Source organism: Bradyrhizobium sp. ORS 278 (genome assembly GCF_000026145.1).
GTDB lineage: Bacteria > Pseudomonadota > Alphaproteobacteria > Rhizobiales > Xanthobacteraceae > Bradyrhizobium.
This window is the reverse complement of sequence record NC_009445.1, coordinates 1,958,759-1,972,774: the sequence shown is the minus strand read 5'-3', so window position 1 is coordinate 1,972,774 and position 14,016 is coordinate 1,958,759. Positions and strand designations below refer to the sequence as shown.

The following is a 14,016-nucleotide window of genomic DNA, read 5'->3' as shown; positions in this document are numbered from 1 at the left end:
GACGTGGAGATAACGACATGAGTGACGGCTTCTTCGTGGACTGGGACGGCAATCTGCGCAGCGCCGCCGATCCCGGCGGCGGCTATCTCTGCGACATCGACACGATCGCGCGTTATGTGGCTGTGACGACAAAAAACGGCACGCTGGTGCATGAAGCGACGTTCTTCAAGACGAAAGCCGATGTCGAGAAGGCGGGCATCAAGGCGCAGCTGGTGCCGGGCAGCCATCCCTGGGGCAAGAAAGCGGACGGGTTTTAGCCCATGATCGAGGGCGTTGGCCCGTTGGTTCGCGCACGCAGTTGATTCAACATTGCGGATGCTGGTGCGGAAAACACTGCTGTCGTCCCGGCCTTGAGCCGGGACCCAGAGCCACAGGATGTGGTTTGAGGCATGGGCATCGTCAACATCGCGCCAGCCAGAACGGCCGCAGCGTGGGTCCCGGCTCAAGGCCGGGACGACACCGTTGATTGTGGCACGAGCCGGCGGTCTCGTGAAGCCAAGCAAATCGGAGTCATGGGCGCAGCCCCTGGATTGCTTCGTCGCTCCGCTCCTCGCAATGACGGGCGGATAGAGGAACACCTCAGTCCGGATGGATCATGATTTCCATGGTGTCGTCGAGATCGTCGAACGGATCCGGAAAGCTGACATCCTCGACCAGCGCGACACCGCAGAGGCAGATCTCGCCGTCGATGACGGCGAGCGCGATCGGCTCCAGGCTCTGACCCGCACAGGCGCCCGCGTTGCAAAGCCCGGTGTCGATCTCGAAGGTTGCGCCATGCCGGCCGCAGCGGAGCAGCGTGTGCTCGGGGTTGAAGAACTGGCCACTGCCGATGTTCAGCCACTTGCCCTCATGCGGGCACGTATTGACATAGCCGACGAAGCCGCCTGCGGCTGTGTGGACGATCACGATCGGAAACGGCCGCGCCTCGCCATTGTCGCCGATCCGCGACAGGCTGAAGGCCTTGGCTTCGCCCCGGGCGATGCTGGTGGTGTGACAGATGACGAAGATGTCCGGCTCACGTTCCGTCATGCGCTGACCTTCCTGATGTCGCGACGGGAGCAGCGGACTCTTCAAGACGTCTCCTGTCGCAAAGCTGACGACAGCGGCCCGATCTGGCGAGCCACGGCGCGTCATTCTCGATCTGACCCGATCTTTGCATGAAGCATGCCGCGTGCGCCTCAAAACACGCGCGATGTCGGCTTGGAGACAATGATGGCCGCGATGAAGTTCTACATGACGCCGGGCTCGTGCTCGACCGGCATCCACATCATCCTCGAGGAGCTCGAGGAGGTGTTCGAGGCTTACATCGTCAACCTGCCGGCCGGCGACAATTTCAAGCCCGACTACGTCGCGATCAACCCCAAATCGACCATTCCGGCGCTGGTGCGGGGCGATGGCAGCGTGCTGACCGAGGTGCCGGCGATCGCCTATTGGCTCGGCCGCTCGCGGCCACGGGCCAGGCTATGGCCGTCCGACGTCGAGACCGAAACACGGCTGCTCGAGGCCATGAGCTACATCGCCGGCACCGTGCATGGCCACGGCTTCGCGCGGATCTTCGCCACGCCGACCTTCAGCCGCAATGAGGCCGATCAGGAGTCGGTGCGCGCGCTCGGCCGCAACATTGTGGTGAAGGGCTTTACGATCCTGAACAAGATGCTCGGCGAGCAACCCTACCTCGGCGGCGATTTCTCGGTCGCCGATCCCATTCTGTTCTATGTGGAGTTCTGGGCCGACAAGACCGGCATCGCCCTGCCCGCCAACCTGCTCGCGCACTACCGCCGGATGCTGGCGCGGCCCGTGGTGCAGCGGGTCCTGCGCGAAGAAGGATACAGTCCGGCGACGCTCGGCATGGCCAACAGTTGTTAGCGGATCTACTCCGCCGCCTCCGGCAGCGACTCGTGATCGCCGAGGTCGAGGCCGCGGAAGATGGCGCAGCGGCGGAAGACGGCGATGGTCGGGCGCACGCTCTTGTGGTGGCAGTATTTTGCGACCAGCTTGGCGAGGCCCTTGATGTCGCGGCCCGAGGCGGCCGGAAAAATTTCCACCAGCTGTGCGATCACCGCCGCCTCGACCTTCAATCCGAACTGATCGCACATCACCCGCCAGATCCGGCCGCGCGCGTCGGCATCCGGCGCCTGGAACTTGATCAGCGCGATGCAGCGCGACACGATTGCTTCATCGATGTCGTCGATGCGGTTGGTGGTGAGGAACAACAGGCCGTTGAAATATTCGAGCACGCGCAGGAAGACCCCGACGACGGCGTTCATCGTCATGTCATCCTCGCGCCGCTTGATATAGACGTCGGCCTCGTCGATCAGCATGACGGCGCCCCAGCGCTGCGCGCGCGTCAGCGCGTCCTTCAGCGCGCTTTCCATCGCCGCCACGTTCAGCCCGAGTTGGCCGGAGTGCACGCGGTAGAGTGGACGGCCGATGATCTCGGCATAGACCTCCGCGGTCAGTGTCTTGCCGACGCCGGGCGGGCCCGCGCACAGCACCGTCGTGCCGCCCGACTTGCCGGCGACGATGTCGTCCATCAGCAGGTCCATCTCGGCGGTGAGGATGTCGATCAGGTCGGTCTGCTCCTCCGGCAGGACCAGCTTCTGCTTCAACTCCGGCTGATAGGCGTAGGGCGTCATGTCGTCGGCGTGCACCCAGACGTAATGGTGCAGGTCGAGATGGAACATGAGCATATACGGATGCACGGGAACGCGGCAGAACACGCCCGTCGGGATCGCCGCCTTGGAGTCCTCGACCTCCTGCTCGGCATCGTAGAGATTGCTCTTGGCGGCCTTGCGCAGGTACTGCCCGAGAATGTCGCCGGTGACTTCCAACGTCAGGGCACGCTCGGTCAGGATGCCCTCGTCGTTGACGAGCCGCGCGCTGCCGCCGCCGGAGGACAGCACGATGACGTCCTTGCGCGACCAGTCCGTGTCGCGGTGCGACGAGTTCGGATCATCGGCGAAGAAGCCGATGCCGCGCCCGGAGAACTGCGCGCCATAGCGCCCGCGCCAGGCGAAGTAGCGCTCCGCGGTCTCGTCATAGGCGGCGATCAGCTCGGGAGTCTCCTTGAGAAAGCCCTTGGCGGCGAAGATCTCGGCCACGGTGCGGCCGACGATGTCGCCGACGGAGATCCGCAAGGTCGATGTCGTGATGGCGCCCTTGGCATTGGCCTTGAGCTCGATGAAGACACGTCCGGCCTCGTCGTTGGACGGCGCGGTGTAGTCGAGCCGCGTCACGACATAAGGCAGCGGCCGGCTGGCAACATTGGCGGTGAACATCCAGCCGCGGATCGCACCCGAGATGAGGTAGCGCGCGATCGCCGGGAGCACCTGCTCGAGCTCATGCTCGGAGAAGCGCGTGCCGGAATCGCTGAAGGCGCGCTGCAGCGTCGCGATGTGCGCGGCCCGCGCATGCCATTCAGGACCGGCGTTCTGATAGTAAGCACGCAGGATGTCGAGCTCGGCCGTCGCCAGCTGCGCGAGATTGAGCTCGACCTTGTCGCCGAAGCGCAGCTGCTCCTTGAGAGAAGTCAGATGCGGGAAAGCGGCCGCCAACGCTTCGATCGCCGGACGATCAATCTGCAGCTTCATCGGAGCGCGCTCATTTGCTTCGCTGTCACGACGACACGCTGGTCGGCTGACGGGCCGCCTCGCCCTTGGCCAGCAAGAGGCGGTTGGCGGCGAGCGAGAATTCCTGCCACGCCGCGGCGATGTCGCGCAGGATGGTCTGGACGTAGTCCTTCGACGGCTTGTGCTCGAACGGGAAGTTCGACAGCGCGCAGGAGGTGCGGTTGAAGGCGATGGCATCGTCGAGAAGCGACTGCATGACGTCGCGGAACGGCTTCTGGATTTCCGGCATCAGGGCCGAGCGACCGCGCTCGACGGCGACGGCGCGCATGTCGAAGGTCAGCGCATCCAGCACCTGCAGTGCCGCGGCGAACACCTGCTCCATCGCGCCGAGCACCGCGAGCTGCGTCAGCTGCTCGCGCTGCTGCGCGGCAAGGCCGCGGTTGAGCCGCTGCCGGTAGTCGTCGAACGCGGCATCGCGTTGCGCTGCGACCCAGGAACCGAACCAGGCGAGGCCCGCCGCGTTGCCGGACAGTCCCTCGCCGATCGCCGCCGCGCGCGCGCCCGAGACTTCGGTGGCGGCGCGGGCGAGCGCGCGCTCGATGCGCCTGGCGGCATTCACGGCGCCTTCGAGATAGCCGGCGGCATGACTTGCAGTCTCGGCCCCTCCAAGATGCAGCCGCCCGTCCCACAGCGCCCGGCGCAGCATCGGATTGGCGATCTCGCTGTGCTCGCCACGCGGCGTGGTGCGATCCAGCGCGCTGCAGGTGAAACGCTCGGTCGCCCAGTCTTGATAATGCTGCTCGCCGCCGTCCAGCGCCGCGCCGAACAGCTGCACCATCTGGCTGTCCATCAGCATCGGCAGGCCGACATTGAAGGCCTCGCGTAGATCAGGAGGAAACGCGAGGAAGCCGCCGAGCGCGGCGCGGTCGCCGCCTTCGTCGCAGGCGTCGAAGATCTCGCCGATGACCGCCTGCTCATGGCTGACGAAGGCATTGCCGGACTGGCCCTTGTCGCGCCAATGCGCCTGGTCATAGGCGATCACGACCTTTGCCTGCGCGGCCATCCAGGTCTCGGCATTGTGCATCGCCTCGAAGGTGGCGTCATCCAGCGCCGGAAAGAAGCCGACGTGATCGGCCAGCAGCCGCGGCGGCAACGCGAGCACGGCGCGCTTGGCCTCGATCGCGACCGTCTCTGTCTCGGTGGCGAAGATCAGCCGCACGTGGGTGCCGCAATCGACGATGCGCATCAGCTCATGGCCGAGATGAAGGGCGGCCTGCGGCAGCTCGCGCGCCAGCGCCTCGATCAGCCGGGTCATGCCGCCGGCCAGCCGGCGCGCGCCCTGGTGGATGGGCGGGCCGCTGACCGGCTCGGCGGCCTTGTCGGCCTCCTTGAGATGAAGCACCGTGCCGTCATCGTGCTGGGCGAAATGCGACAGGCCCAGCTCCGCGATGAGACTGGTCAACAGCGGCTGGGTCTCCGGCCAGAACCAGGTCGGCCCGAGGTCCAGCGCCAGCCCGCTCCTGCTCTTGGCCGACAACACCCGCCCGCCCAGGCGATGTCGGGCTTCGAACAAGGCGAACGTGCCGCCGCGCTGCTGCAGGCTGCGCGCGAGTGTCATTCCGCACAATCCACCGCCGACAATGGCTGTTTCAAGCATGACAAGACCTCGGTTGATGCGTTGCGCTGTCATCTCGACAGGGTCTTGCAAGAAGCTTGCAAGTTTTTGCGGACGCCGCGTGTGCGATTCCAAACATTGCTTGATTTTCGCAGGCGGTTGGCTCACCCCATGGCGATGAGTGACGAGAGCCAGATCCTGGCCGCGAATGCGGCCTTCTACGCAGCCTTCGCGGCCGGCGACTTCGCCAATCTCGCGGCGCTCTGGGCCGATCGCGACGGCATCTCCTGCATTCATCCGGGGTGGCCCGCGATCGTCGGCCGCGCCGCCGTGATCGGCAGCTGGCGCGACATTCTCAGCAATCCGCAACGGCCGCAGATCGTCTGCGCCGACCCCCACGCAATTATCGACGGCGATCACGGCCACGTGCTGTGCATCGAACTGGTGGACGGTGCGGCGCTGGCCGCCGCCAATCATTTCGCGCGGATCGATGGCGTCTGGCGCATGGTGCACCACCAGTCCAGCGCGATCGCGCAGCTCCTCTCTCCGCACGACGACGCGGACGGGCACCGCCTGCATTAAGCCCTCGCGCACAGCTGGCACGAAATTTGATCTGCTCTCCATCACCGGCAGCAATGTCGGGGATTGTTGAATTTCGTCGCGTCGGATTCGGACCAACTCTCCGTATTCGCGCGGATCATCTGACGGTTGCCAGCAGCGCCGTGTGGATGCGGACGGGAGACACGGGGATGGCACGGTTACTGACCGCCTATCTGAAGCGCAGCGATATGCCGTCGCGCGCAGCGTTGCAGCAGGCGATCGATCGGCTGCCCTTCGCGCTGACGCTCGACGACGGCTACGTGCCGCTGCAGACCTCGGGCTACCTGCCGTGCACGCTGGATGGCGAGGACGCGGGCTTCGATCTGCGCTTTACCGATGTCGGCGCGAATGCGCGCGACCTCGCAATGACATTCAGATGGGGCGGCGATCCACGCGAGGAAGCCGCTGCGCTTGCGGTCTGCGCCGCGCTGGCCAAGACGTTCGGCGCGATCGTCGAGCGCGACGGCGATCAGCTTTCATCCGGCCACATGCTCGAACAGGCGAAGGGAGCACTGGTATGAACATGACGGCTCCACTTCAACCGACGGCGATCCATGCCGTCCCGGCCGAGCTCGGCGAATGCGGCTTCCGCCTGCTGATGATCCGGCAATTCAATGTCGGCGCGGTGCCGCCGGCGTTCGCGATCATCGACCAGCGCGTGATGCGCATGCCGCAGCGGCTCGGCCGCCACGGCGTCTCGTTCGCCGCGACGTTCCTTCCCGAAGTGATGGCCTGGCTGATCGATCATCTCGGCCGGCCCTCGCTCCATGACGAGACCGGCCGCTCCTACCGCAATCCGCGCTGGCCCGTCGTGTGCTGGCACGACCGCGAGCGCTATTGGCCGAGCGGCGCCGTAACCGTCGAATGGTTCGCGGAGGTGGCGTTCCAGGATCACGCATCCTGGATGGCTTTCCGTACCCATTGGCACGACAGCCTGTCGGGCCGCGTCGCCGATGACGACACATCGAGCGGAGAAGCCGAGCGATGCGGTGAGCCAGACACGGAAAAGGAATTTGCCGAGGCGGCGTTGCAGCGAGCATGATTTGTCAAACTGAGCACGCGCCGCGACCGCCGCTGGCCGATGAGATCAGCCGCGTGCTAGCTTTCGGACAGTGAAATCGCGCGGAGACTGTCATGCGCTACGTCTCTTGGTTCGGGGGCTGGCTCGGTCATCTGCTGCCGCAACGGCAGCGTGAGGTCGGCGGCGTCAGGCGCGACCTCGTCGTGCGGCGCCAGGCCGCGGAGCTTTCGAACGAGGACCTGTTCTACATCGCGATGCTGGGTCCTCACGTCTGAGCCGAGCCTCGACGCTCGCCCTCCTCCAACACACGATATGAGTTCGACATGACCGAGATTGCGCGTCTGCGCGACTTCGTCGCCGAGACGGCACGGCTCGTCGTGAGCACGACGAACGAGCCCGAACTGCTCGCCGCCCTCGCACCCCGGCTGAACGACCTGGTCGCGCATGACGACTGGCTGCCTCAGGCCTATGCGGTGGCCGACGGCCACCACTACCGGCAATATCTGCTCTATGCCGACCCGCTCGAGCGCTTCTCGATCGTCAGCTTCGTCTGGGGGCCCGGCCAGGGCACGCCGGTGCACGACCACCGCGTCTGGGGTCTGGTCGGCGTATTGCGCGGGGAGGAACTCTCAGTGAGCTATGCACGGCAGCCGGATGGCCGGCTGCAGGCGGATCCGCCGGAGCGGCTGCGGGCTGGACAAACCGCGGCAGTATCGCCAAGGATTGGCGACATCCACGCCATCTCCAACAGTCTGGCGGACCGCTCCTCGATCAGCATCCACGTCTACGGCGGCAATATCGGCCGCATCCGCCGTGCGGTTTACGATCCGGACACCGGGGCCGCCCAGGACTTCATCTCCGGATATTCGAATGACAGCGTCCCCAACCTCTGGCCCCACAGCAACGCCTGAGGGCTTCAGAACCATCACCCCGAGCGAGCTGCGTCGCCGCTGGCGCGCCGGCGAGGAGGTGGCGCTGCTCGACGTCCGCGAGGAAGGCCCCTACTCGCTGTCGCATCCGTTCTTCGCGGTGTCGCTGCCGCTGTCGCAGATCGAGCTGCGCATGCTCGACCTGGTGCCGCGACTGACCGCGCCGGTCGTGGTCTATGATGACGGCGAAGGCTATGCCGCGCGCGCTCTGCCGCGCATCCGGGCCCTGGGCTATACCGATGTTGCCGTCCTCGAGGGCGGGCTGTCAGCCTACGCCCGCGTCGGCGAGGTGTTCCGTGACGTCAACGTGCCGAGCAAGGCGTTCGGCGAACTGGTCGAGGCGATCCGGCATACGCCGTCACTATCCGCGGACGAGGCGAAGGCGCTGATCGAGCGCGAGAGCAATCTCGTGGTGCTCGATGCCCGCCGCTTCGAGGAATACCGCACCATGAGCATTCCGCGCGGGGTCAGCGTGCCCGGCGGCGAGCTGGCGTTCCGGGCGCGCGAGATCGCGCCGTCGCCGGATACCACGATCATCGTCAATTGCGCCGGCCGCACCCGCTCGATCATCGGCACGCAGTCGCTGATCAATGCGGGACTGCGCAACAAGATCTACGCGCTGCGCAACGGCACGATCGGCTGGACGCTCGCCGGCCACAAGGTCGAGCGCGGCAACACTGTCCGCTTCCTGGAGCGGCCGCAGGCGAGCTACGCGGCCGCGCTGGCCAACGCCAAGACCTGGGCCGAGCGGGTCGGCGTCAGGGTTCTCGATGCTGCGACATTCGCGCGCTATCAGGCAGAAGCCGGGACACGCACGCTGTATTGTCTCGACGTCCGCACACCGGAAGAATACGCCGCCGGACATCCCGCCGGCTTCGTGTCGGCGCCGGGCGGCCAGCTGGTGCAGGCCACCGACGAATGGGTCGGCGTCCGCGGCGCGCGGCTGGTACTGTTCGACGATGATGGCGTGCGCGCGCGCATGACCGCGTCGTGGCTGACGCAGATGGGCTGGGATGCCTCCGTCGTCGGACCGGATGTGGTGGCGCCGACGGAGACCGCGCCGCGCACCGCGCGGCGGCCGCCGCTGCCGGACATTCTCACGGCCGCGATCGACGTTGCCGGGCTCGCGGCACGACGTGCCGCGCTGACGATCGTCGATCTCACGCGGAGCCCGGGCTACACGGCCGGGCACATTCCCGGAGCGCATTTCCTGCTGGCGTCGCGATTTGCGTCCGATCTCGCCAAGCTGCCCGGAGACGGCGGAATCGTGCTGACCAGCATTGACGGCGCCGAGGCGGCCTTCGCGCTAGCCGATGCGCGGGCCGCAACCTCACGCGAACTGCTTGTGCTCAATGGGGGTACGCGCGCCTGGGCGGCAGCAGGACATCCGTTGGACACGGAGCGGCCGTCGTGGATCTCGTCGCCGGACGACGTCTACAAGCGTCCCTACGAAGGCACCGACAACGCCGCGGAGGCGATGCAGGCCTATATCGACTGGGAGCTGCAGCTGGTCGCGCAGCTCGCCAACGACTCGGTGTCGAACTTCCACGTCGTGTAGTCGAACAGGACTGTAGAGGTGGGCAAGGCGGCATTCGCGAAGCGAATGCAGCGTGCCCACCATTGGCGACAGCGGAGAACGATGATGGTGGGCACGCGCCGGCTGACGGCGGCGCTTTGACCACCCGACGTTTCATCTACAGCTGCACCGGATACAGGTGATTGATCGCCACCAGGATCACCAGCAGGACGATGCCGAGGCCGAGGCTGTACCCGATCAGCTTCTTCTCGATCGGCAGCAGCGGCTCGACCTCGCGGGCGGCTTCGCTCTTCAGTTCGGATGACGACATGGCACCTCTCCCGATCAGCTGGCGAGCGGCGGCTTGAAGCCGCTGAAGAACAGCCAGGATATCAACAGACCGACCCAGATCACGAAGCCGAACAGGCTCACTACATAGACCGCCGCCAGCCTCGCGAAGCCGTCCTGCCACAACCTGCGGAAATCGGAGAGCACGCCGATCGAGAAGAAGGTCAGGATGAAGAAGATCACCCGGAACACGTTGGCCTCGTTGGCGGCTGCCGGCAGTGCCTTGGCAAGGTCCTGAGACGTTCCGGTGGCAAGCCACAGCGAGATCGCGAACACCGCGACGAAACCGAGGATGAATTTCGGGAAGCGCTCCCAGATCTCGCCGGCCCTGGCCTTGTCCGCCCGCGGCGTGATGTGGTTGGTCCAGATATAGCCGAGGATGAAGGCCCAGATGCCGATGAAGATGTCGATGAACACCTTCACCGTCGCCGTCGTCGCGAGGATCCAGCCGGGTTGATATTTGATGCCTTCGGCGGCGGCCTTGGCCAGGATCAGCGACTCCGTGATGCCGCCGCCCGCGACGGCAGCGCCGTCGGTCTTGATGGCGAGGCCCATCCAGGCGCCCGCGACCAGCGGCTCCTGCCACAGGAAGGTCTGCGCCAGGAACGGCAGGATCAGGATCTCGACCACCGCGAACACGACCACCAGCGACGACACCAGAATCGGCACCGCCGGGCGCGCCCGGATGGCGCCGCCGGTGGCGATCGCCGCGGCGACACCGCAGATCGAGATGCCCGAGGCCAGCGGCACCGACCATTCGCGGCTGAAGCCGAACCATTTGCGGGCGACGAAATACACCACCGACCAGTAGATCAGATAGGCCTCGACGATCGCCGCGACGCCGCGCAGCAGGATCGACGAGGCGAGGTTGAGCCGGCCGGCGGCGGTCACCGCGATGGTCGCGCCCAGAATGACGATGGCGATCTTGATGTAGAGCTCGGGCCGGATCGCCTCCTTCAGCCACTCGGCGAAGCGCGGGAAGACATTGGCGATGACGAGGCCCGAAGCGAGCGCGACGATGAAGCCGCCCTCATTGGTCAGCTTCAGCGACCAGGCGATGCCGAATTTCTGCTGGTCCGCCGGGGTCACCACCGCGATATAGGCGTAGCTGCCGACGATCCAGCTGGCATAGGCGATCGCGAACACGACCGTGAAGGCGAGCACGAAGCGCTTGACGTCGCCGCCGAGCGCCGCGACGCCCGCCGTGAGCACGACCAGCAGCGAGGCATAGGTGGCGGCGAGCGCGCCGAGACCGCCGAGCGCGGCGTAGCCCTTGGCGACCGGCGCCAGCGCCTTGCCGAGATCAGTGTAGACCGAGGTGGTGACAGCCCAGCCGAGCAGGTCGATGCCGCCCAGGCTGAACAGAGAGAGCGCGAAGACGAGAACGCCGAGCACCAGCGCCAGCCAGTCCTCAGTCAAGCTTCCCTTCGAGACGGCCTGCCCGGCCGGGCTGATTGCAACTTCCGACATCGATCTTTCCTCCCGCGCGACATGCCGCGCGGCCAGCGCCAATGATGGCGCCATCAAAGTCGTGTCGTGGGAAAGTCGCAATCCTATAGAATTTTTTTCTTCAGAGACGCGATAGCACGTTCGTATCTCGCGAGGCACCGGATGTAGCAAATTTTACTTTTGCGTCTGCTCCAGGCCTGCGAAGCACTTTTCGTCGCGCACCACCGCTCACAATCGGCGCGACGAACGGCGTCAGGACACGAACATCTCGAGCTGGCTGACCCCGCCCGACTGCAGCGGCGGTGCATCTGCATATTGCGGCAGGGCCCAGCGGCGGATCGCCGCGAACAAGAGGGCCGGCTGGATCGGCTTGGTGACATAGTCGTTCATGCCGGCAGCAAGATAGGTCTCGCGCTGTCCCACCAGCGCATTGGCCGTCAACGCGATAATCGGGACGTGGCGCTCCGGGCCCGGCAGCCGCCGGATGGCCTCGGTCGCGGAGATGCCGTCCATCTCGGGCATCTGCACGTCCATGAGGACGAGATCGTATGACTTCTGCGAAACTGCCGCGACCGCCTTGCTGCCGTTGCCGACCATGGTCGGCTTGAAGCCCTGCTTGACCAGCAGGCTGTTGATCAGGGTCGCGATGATCGGACTGTCCTCGGCGACGAGGATCTCGAGCGGGCGGTCGACCGCCTCGATGACCGTCTCGGCGGGCAGAGCCAGGGCTTCACCCCGCTGGCACCTGGCTTCGAACCAGAAGCGGCTGCCGCGGCCAGGCTCGCTCTCGACGCCGATGCTGCCGCCCATGATGGCGCAGAGCTGCTTGCAGATCGCAAGGCCAAGTCCGCTGCCGCCGTATTTGCGCGAGATCGAGGTGTCGGCCTGGACGAAGGGATCGAAGATCTGAGCCTGGATCTCCTGAGACATGCCGATGCCGCTGTCGATGACCTCGATCCTGAGATCGACCGCACCGTCGTCGAGCTCGCGGTGAGAGGCGTGCACCTCGATCGCGCCCTGTTCGGTGAACTTGATGGCGTTGCCGACGAGGTTCAGCATCACTTGGCGGATGCGGGTCGGATCGCCCTCGAGATATTGCGGCAGGCCCGGCGCAAAGCTCACCTTGAGGTCGAGGCCGCGTCTCCTGGCCTTCTCTCCCATGAACGACACCGCGCTCTCGACCAGGCTCGGAACGTCGAAATCGATGCATTCGGACTTCAATTTCCCCGCCTCGAGCTTGGAGAAATCGAGGATGTCGTTGATCACCTGGAGCAGCAGATCCGCGGATTCCTTGGCGAGCGACGTGTAGCGTTTCTGCTCGTCGTTGAGCGAGGTGCCGCGCAGCAGATCGACCATGCCGACCATGCCGCTCAGCGGCGTCCTGATCTCGTGGCTCATGATCGCCAGGAAATCGGACTTGGCGCGGTTGGCGGCCTCCGCGGCGTCGCGCGCGGCGCGCAGCTCGGCCCCCGTGGCCTCGAGCTCGCGCTTCTGCTCCTCGAGATCCGAGCGGATCGCCTGCACATAAGCAAGCTTCTGCTCGAGCTCGGCCTGAACCGTCTTGAAGGCGGTGATATCTGTCACGAGGCAGACGGTGCCGCCATCGGAGATGCGATGGTCGACGCTCTGGATCCAGCGTCCATTGATCTCGCGATGCTCGATCATGCGGCTGCCGCCGAGATGCCAGGCGCGCTTGCGCTCGAGCCAATCCTCGAAGCCGTCGCCCTTCGGACGCACCAGCCCGTGGTCATGCGCCTTGCGCATCAGGTCAGTGAACGAGATGCCGGGCCGCATCAAGGTGGCCCAACCGGGAAACATCTCGCGAAACCGCGTGTTCGAGAGGACAAATCGATCATCCTTGTCGAACAGCACGAATCCCTTCGTCAGCGCCTCGATCGCATCGAGCAGCAGCTGCTGTGCCTGATCGGCGGCGACCTCCGCCTGCTTTCGCTCAGTGATGTCCTGAACGATGCCGAAGCGCTCGCGGAACCGGCCGTCGACGTCGTCGATGGGATCTGCCACGATCCTGATCCAACGGATCTCGCCATCCGGGCGAATGACGCGAAGGTCCTGCTTCAGCGCGCAGCCCGTCTTCAGCGTGCGATCCCTTGCGCGGATGTAGGTCCCGACATCCTCCGGATGGATGATCTCGATCATCTTGCTGAAGGAGACGCTGGACAACGGCTCCAGGCCGGTGATCTCGAACAGCTCCTCGGACCAGACCGCCGCGTCGCCTTCCGCCGTCATCCAGTGGCCGAGACGGCCGATTCGCTGGGCTTCGTTGAGGAGCTTCGTGGTCTGCGCCAACTGCTCGTTCTGGCGCGTCAGGGCCTGCGTCATCGCCCTGGCCTGCGCGCTGTTGCGGATCAGCATCGACGTCAAGACAGCCATGATGATGATCGCCGCGATCGCCAGCATCAGCAGCGAGACGATCCAGTCCTGCTTCAGATCCGTGATCTGCTCGACCGCCATGATCATGGCGGAGGCCATCGCCACGGACGTGCCAATCGTCCACATCCTTGCGCGCGGCTCGGCCGCAGCCGGGGCCGGCCGCCGGCCGCCGTCGAGGCAGGCGGACGGCTGTCCTCCGGTTTCGCCGGTGTCGGCCGGTCTCATACGCGATCCGCCACGCGCGAGAGCTCGTCGGTCGTGACGCCGATCGTCTCGCTCAGAAGCGGCAGATGCGCTGTGATCTCCTCAGGCGTGGTCAGGTCGAGCTCGATCATGCGCGCAAGCTCGGCGAGTCTTCCGGCGCCAAGGCTCGACGATGAGCCCTTCAGCACATGGGCCGCTTTGCGGACCTGGGCAAGATCACCGGCAAGCAGCGCGGTCCTGATGGCTGCCAGCCCCTCTTCGGCAGCCATGGGAAGCTCGGCCAGCATCGCGCGCAGTTCGTCCGGGTCGAGCGCCGCGCGCAGCAGCTCCAGTTGATCCTGGTCGATCAGCGGCACGTCGAGGGCGATGGTCAC

Annotated in this window: 15 protein-coding genes; 8 read left to right on the top strand and 7 right to left on the bottom strand. The window is 65.7% G+C overall.

Annotated features, from left to right (window positions below):
* Positions 1–17: 17 nt before the first annotated feature.
* Positions 18–257 carry a hypothetical protein gene (locus BRADO_RS08690; protein WP_011924945.1) on the top strand — a complete coding sequence of 80 codons (240 nt, stop codon included), beginning with the start codon at positions 18–20 and terminating at the stop codon, positions 255–257.
* 322 nt (positions 258–579) lie between these two features.
* Here BRADO_RS08690 and BRADO_RS08685 read toward each other — a convergent pair whose 3' ends face one another.
* Positions 580–1,029: a Rieske 2Fe-2S domain-containing protein gene (locus tag BRADO_RS08685; protein WP_011924944.1), complete on the bottom strand. Its 450-nt coding sequence runs from the start codon at positions 1,027–1,029 to the stop codon at positions 580–582.
* Positions 1,030–1,221: 192 nt separating this feature from the next.
* On the opposite strand from BRADO_RS08685, the gene BRADO_RS08680 reads away from it, so the two are divergent.
* A complete protein-coding gene (locus BRADO_RS08680; protein WP_011924943.1) occupies positions 1,222–1,866 on the top strand; it encodes a glutathione S-transferase family protein in 645 nt (214 codons plus the stop codon).
* A 5-nt stretch (positions 1,867–1,871) separates the two neighbouring features.
* Here BRADO_RS08680 and BRADO_RS08675 read toward each other — a convergent pair whose 3' ends face one another.
* Positions 1,872–3,590 (bottom strand): ATP-binding protein, encoded by a 1,719-nt coding sequence (locus tag BRADO_RS08675; protein WP_041756259.1) that lies wholly within the window; start codon positions 3,588–3,590, stop codon positions 1,872–1,874.
* Positions 3,591–3,615: 25 nt separating this feature from the next.
* Positions 3,616–5,187: an FAD-dependent oxidoreductase gene (locus tag BRADO_RS08670; RefSeq protein ID WP_244422992.1), complete on the bottom strand. Its 1,572-nt coding sequence runs from the start codon at positions 5,185–5,187 to the stop codon at positions 3,616–3,618.
* A gap of 174 nt (positions 5,188–5,361) precedes the next feature.
* Between BRADO_RS08670 and BRADO_RS08665 the strand changes: the two genes are divergently transcribed.
* From BRADO_RS08665 to BRADO_RS08645, 6 genes are all read left to right on the top strand, one after another.
* The gene (locus tag BRADO_RS08665; protein ID WP_041757374.1) at positions 5,362–5,766 is read left to right on the top strand and encodes a nuclear transport factor 2 family protein; all 405 of its coding nucleotides are present in this window, start codon (positions 5,362–5,364) and stop codon (positions 5,764–5,766) included.
* Between the two features lie 167 nt (positions 5,767–5,933).
* Complete coding sequence (locus tag BRADO_RS08660; protein ID WP_011924939.1) at positions 5,934–6,305, top strand: hypothetical protein; 372 nt, start codon at positions 5,934–5,936, stop codon at positions 6,303–6,305.
* Positions 6,306–6,307: 2 nt separating this feature from the next.
* Positions 6,308–6,826, top strand: coding sequence for a hypothetical protein (locus BRADO_RS08655; protein ID WP_011924938.1), 519 nt, complete (start codon positions 6,308–6,310; stop codon positions 6,824–6,826).
* Positions 6,827–6,918: 92 nt separating this feature from the next.
* Positions 6,919–7,080: a hypothetical protein gene (locus tag BRADO_RS35385; RefSeq protein ID WP_173363495.1), complete on the top strand. Its 162-nt coding sequence runs from the start codon at positions 6,919–6,921 to the stop codon at positions 7,078–7,080.
* Positions 7,081–7,128: 48 nt separating this feature from the next.
* Complete coding sequence (locus BRADO_RS08650) at positions 7,129–7,716, top strand: cysteine dioxygenase (RefSeq protein WP_011924937.1); 588 nt, start codon at positions 7,129–7,131, stop codon at positions 7,714–7,716.
* A complete protein-coding gene (locus BRADO_RS08645) occupies positions 7,676–9,292 on the top strand; it encodes a rhodanese-like domain-containing protein (RefSeq protein ID WP_011924936.1) in 1,617 nt (538 codons plus the stop codon). The genes BRADO_RS08650 and BRADO_RS08645 overlap by 41 nt, the downstream gene beginning before the upstream one ends.
* 136 nt (positions 9,293–9,428) lie before the next feature.
* Here the strand turns inward: BRADO_RS08645 and BRADO_RS35380 are convergent, their stop codons facing one another.
* From BRADO_RS35380 to BRADO_RS08630, 4 genes are all read right to left on the bottom strand, one after another.
* On the bottom strand, positions 9,429–9,581 hold the full coding sequence (locus BRADO_RS35380; protein ID WP_011924935.1) for a hypothetical protein: 153 nt from the start codon (positions 9,579–9,581) through the stop codon (positions 9,429–9,431).
* 14 nt (positions 9,582–9,595) lie between these two features.
* Entirely contained in the window at positions 9,596–11,068 is a 1,473-nt protein-coding gene (locus BRADO_RS08640; protein WP_050781086.1) for a putative sulfate exporter family transporter, read from the bottom strand.
* A gap of 231 nt (positions 11,069–11,299) precedes the next feature.
* The gene (locus BRADO_RS08635; RefSeq protein WP_011924933.1) at positions 11,300–13,663 is read right to left on the bottom strand and encodes an ATP-binding protein; all 2,364 of its coding nucleotides are present in this window, start codon (positions 13,661–13,663) and stop codon (positions 11,300–11,302) included.
* Positions 13,660–14,016 (bottom strand): Hpt domain-containing protein, encoded by a 357-nt coding sequence (locus BRADO_RS08630; protein ID WP_041756257.1) that lies wholly within the window; start codon positions 14,014–14,016, stop codon positions 13,660–13,662. The genes BRADO_RS08635 and BRADO_RS08630 overlap by 4 nt, the downstream gene beginning before the upstream one ends.

Bases quoted from the DNA above. Each gene is read 5' to 3' on its own strand.
- BRADO_RS35385 (WP_173363495.1), top strand. From the start codon at position 6,919: ATGCGCTACGTCTCTTGGTTCGGGGGCTGGCTCGGTCATCTGCTGCCG.
- BRADO_RS35380 (WP_011924935.1), bottom strand. From the start codon at position 9,581: ATGTCGTCATCCGAACTGAAGAGCGAAGCCGCCCGCGAGGTCGAGCCG.
- BRADO_RS08645 (WP_011924936.1), top strand. From the start codon at position 7,676: ATGACAGCGTCCCCAACCTCTGGCCCCACAGCAACGCCTGAGGGCTTC.
- BRADO_RS08655 (WP_011924938.1), top strand. From the start codon at position 6,308: ATGACGGCTCCACTTCAACCGACGGCGATCCATGCCGTCCCGGCCGAG.
- BRADO_RS08665 (WP_041757374.1), top strand. From the start codon at position 5,362: ATGAGTGACGAGAGCCAGATCCTGGCCGCGAATGCGGCCTTCTACGCA.
- BRADO_RS08640 (WP_050781086.1), bottom strand. From the start codon at position 11,068: ATGTCGGAAGTTGCAATCAGCCCGGCCGGGCAGGCCGTCTCGAAGGGA.
- BRADO_RS08680 (WP_011924943.1), top strand. From the start codon at position 1,222: ATGAAGTTCTACATGACGCCGGGCTCGTGCTCGACCGGCATCCACATC.
- BRADO_RS08635 (WP_011924933.1), bottom strand. From the start codon at position 13,663: ATGAGACCGGCCGACACCGGCGAAACCGGAGGACAGCCGTCCGCCTGC.
- BRADO_RS08685 (WP_011924944.1), bottom strand. From the start codon at position 1,029: ATGACGGAACGTGAGCCGGACATCTTCGTCATCTGTCACACCACCAGC.
- BRADO_RS08660 (WP_011924939.1), top strand. From the start codon at position 5,934: ATGGCACGGTTACTGACCGCCTATCTGAAGCGCAGCGATATGCCGTCG.
- BRADO_RS08675 (WP_041756259.1), bottom strand. From the start codon at position 3,590: ATGAAGCTGCAGATTGATCGTCCGGCGATCGAAGCGTTGGCGGCCGCT.
- BRADO_RS08670 (WP_244422992.1), bottom strand. From the start codon at position 5,187: ATGACACTCGCGCGCAGCCTGCAGCAGCGCGGCGGCACGTTCGCCTTG.
- BRADO_RS08690 (WP_011924945.1), top strand. From the start codon at position 18: ATGAGTGACGGCTTCTTCGTGGACTGGGACGGCAATCTGCGCAGCGCC.
- BRADO_RS08650 (WP_011924937.1), top strand. From the start codon at position 7,129: ATGACCGAGATTGCGCGTCTGCGCGACTTCGTCGCCGAGACGGCACGG.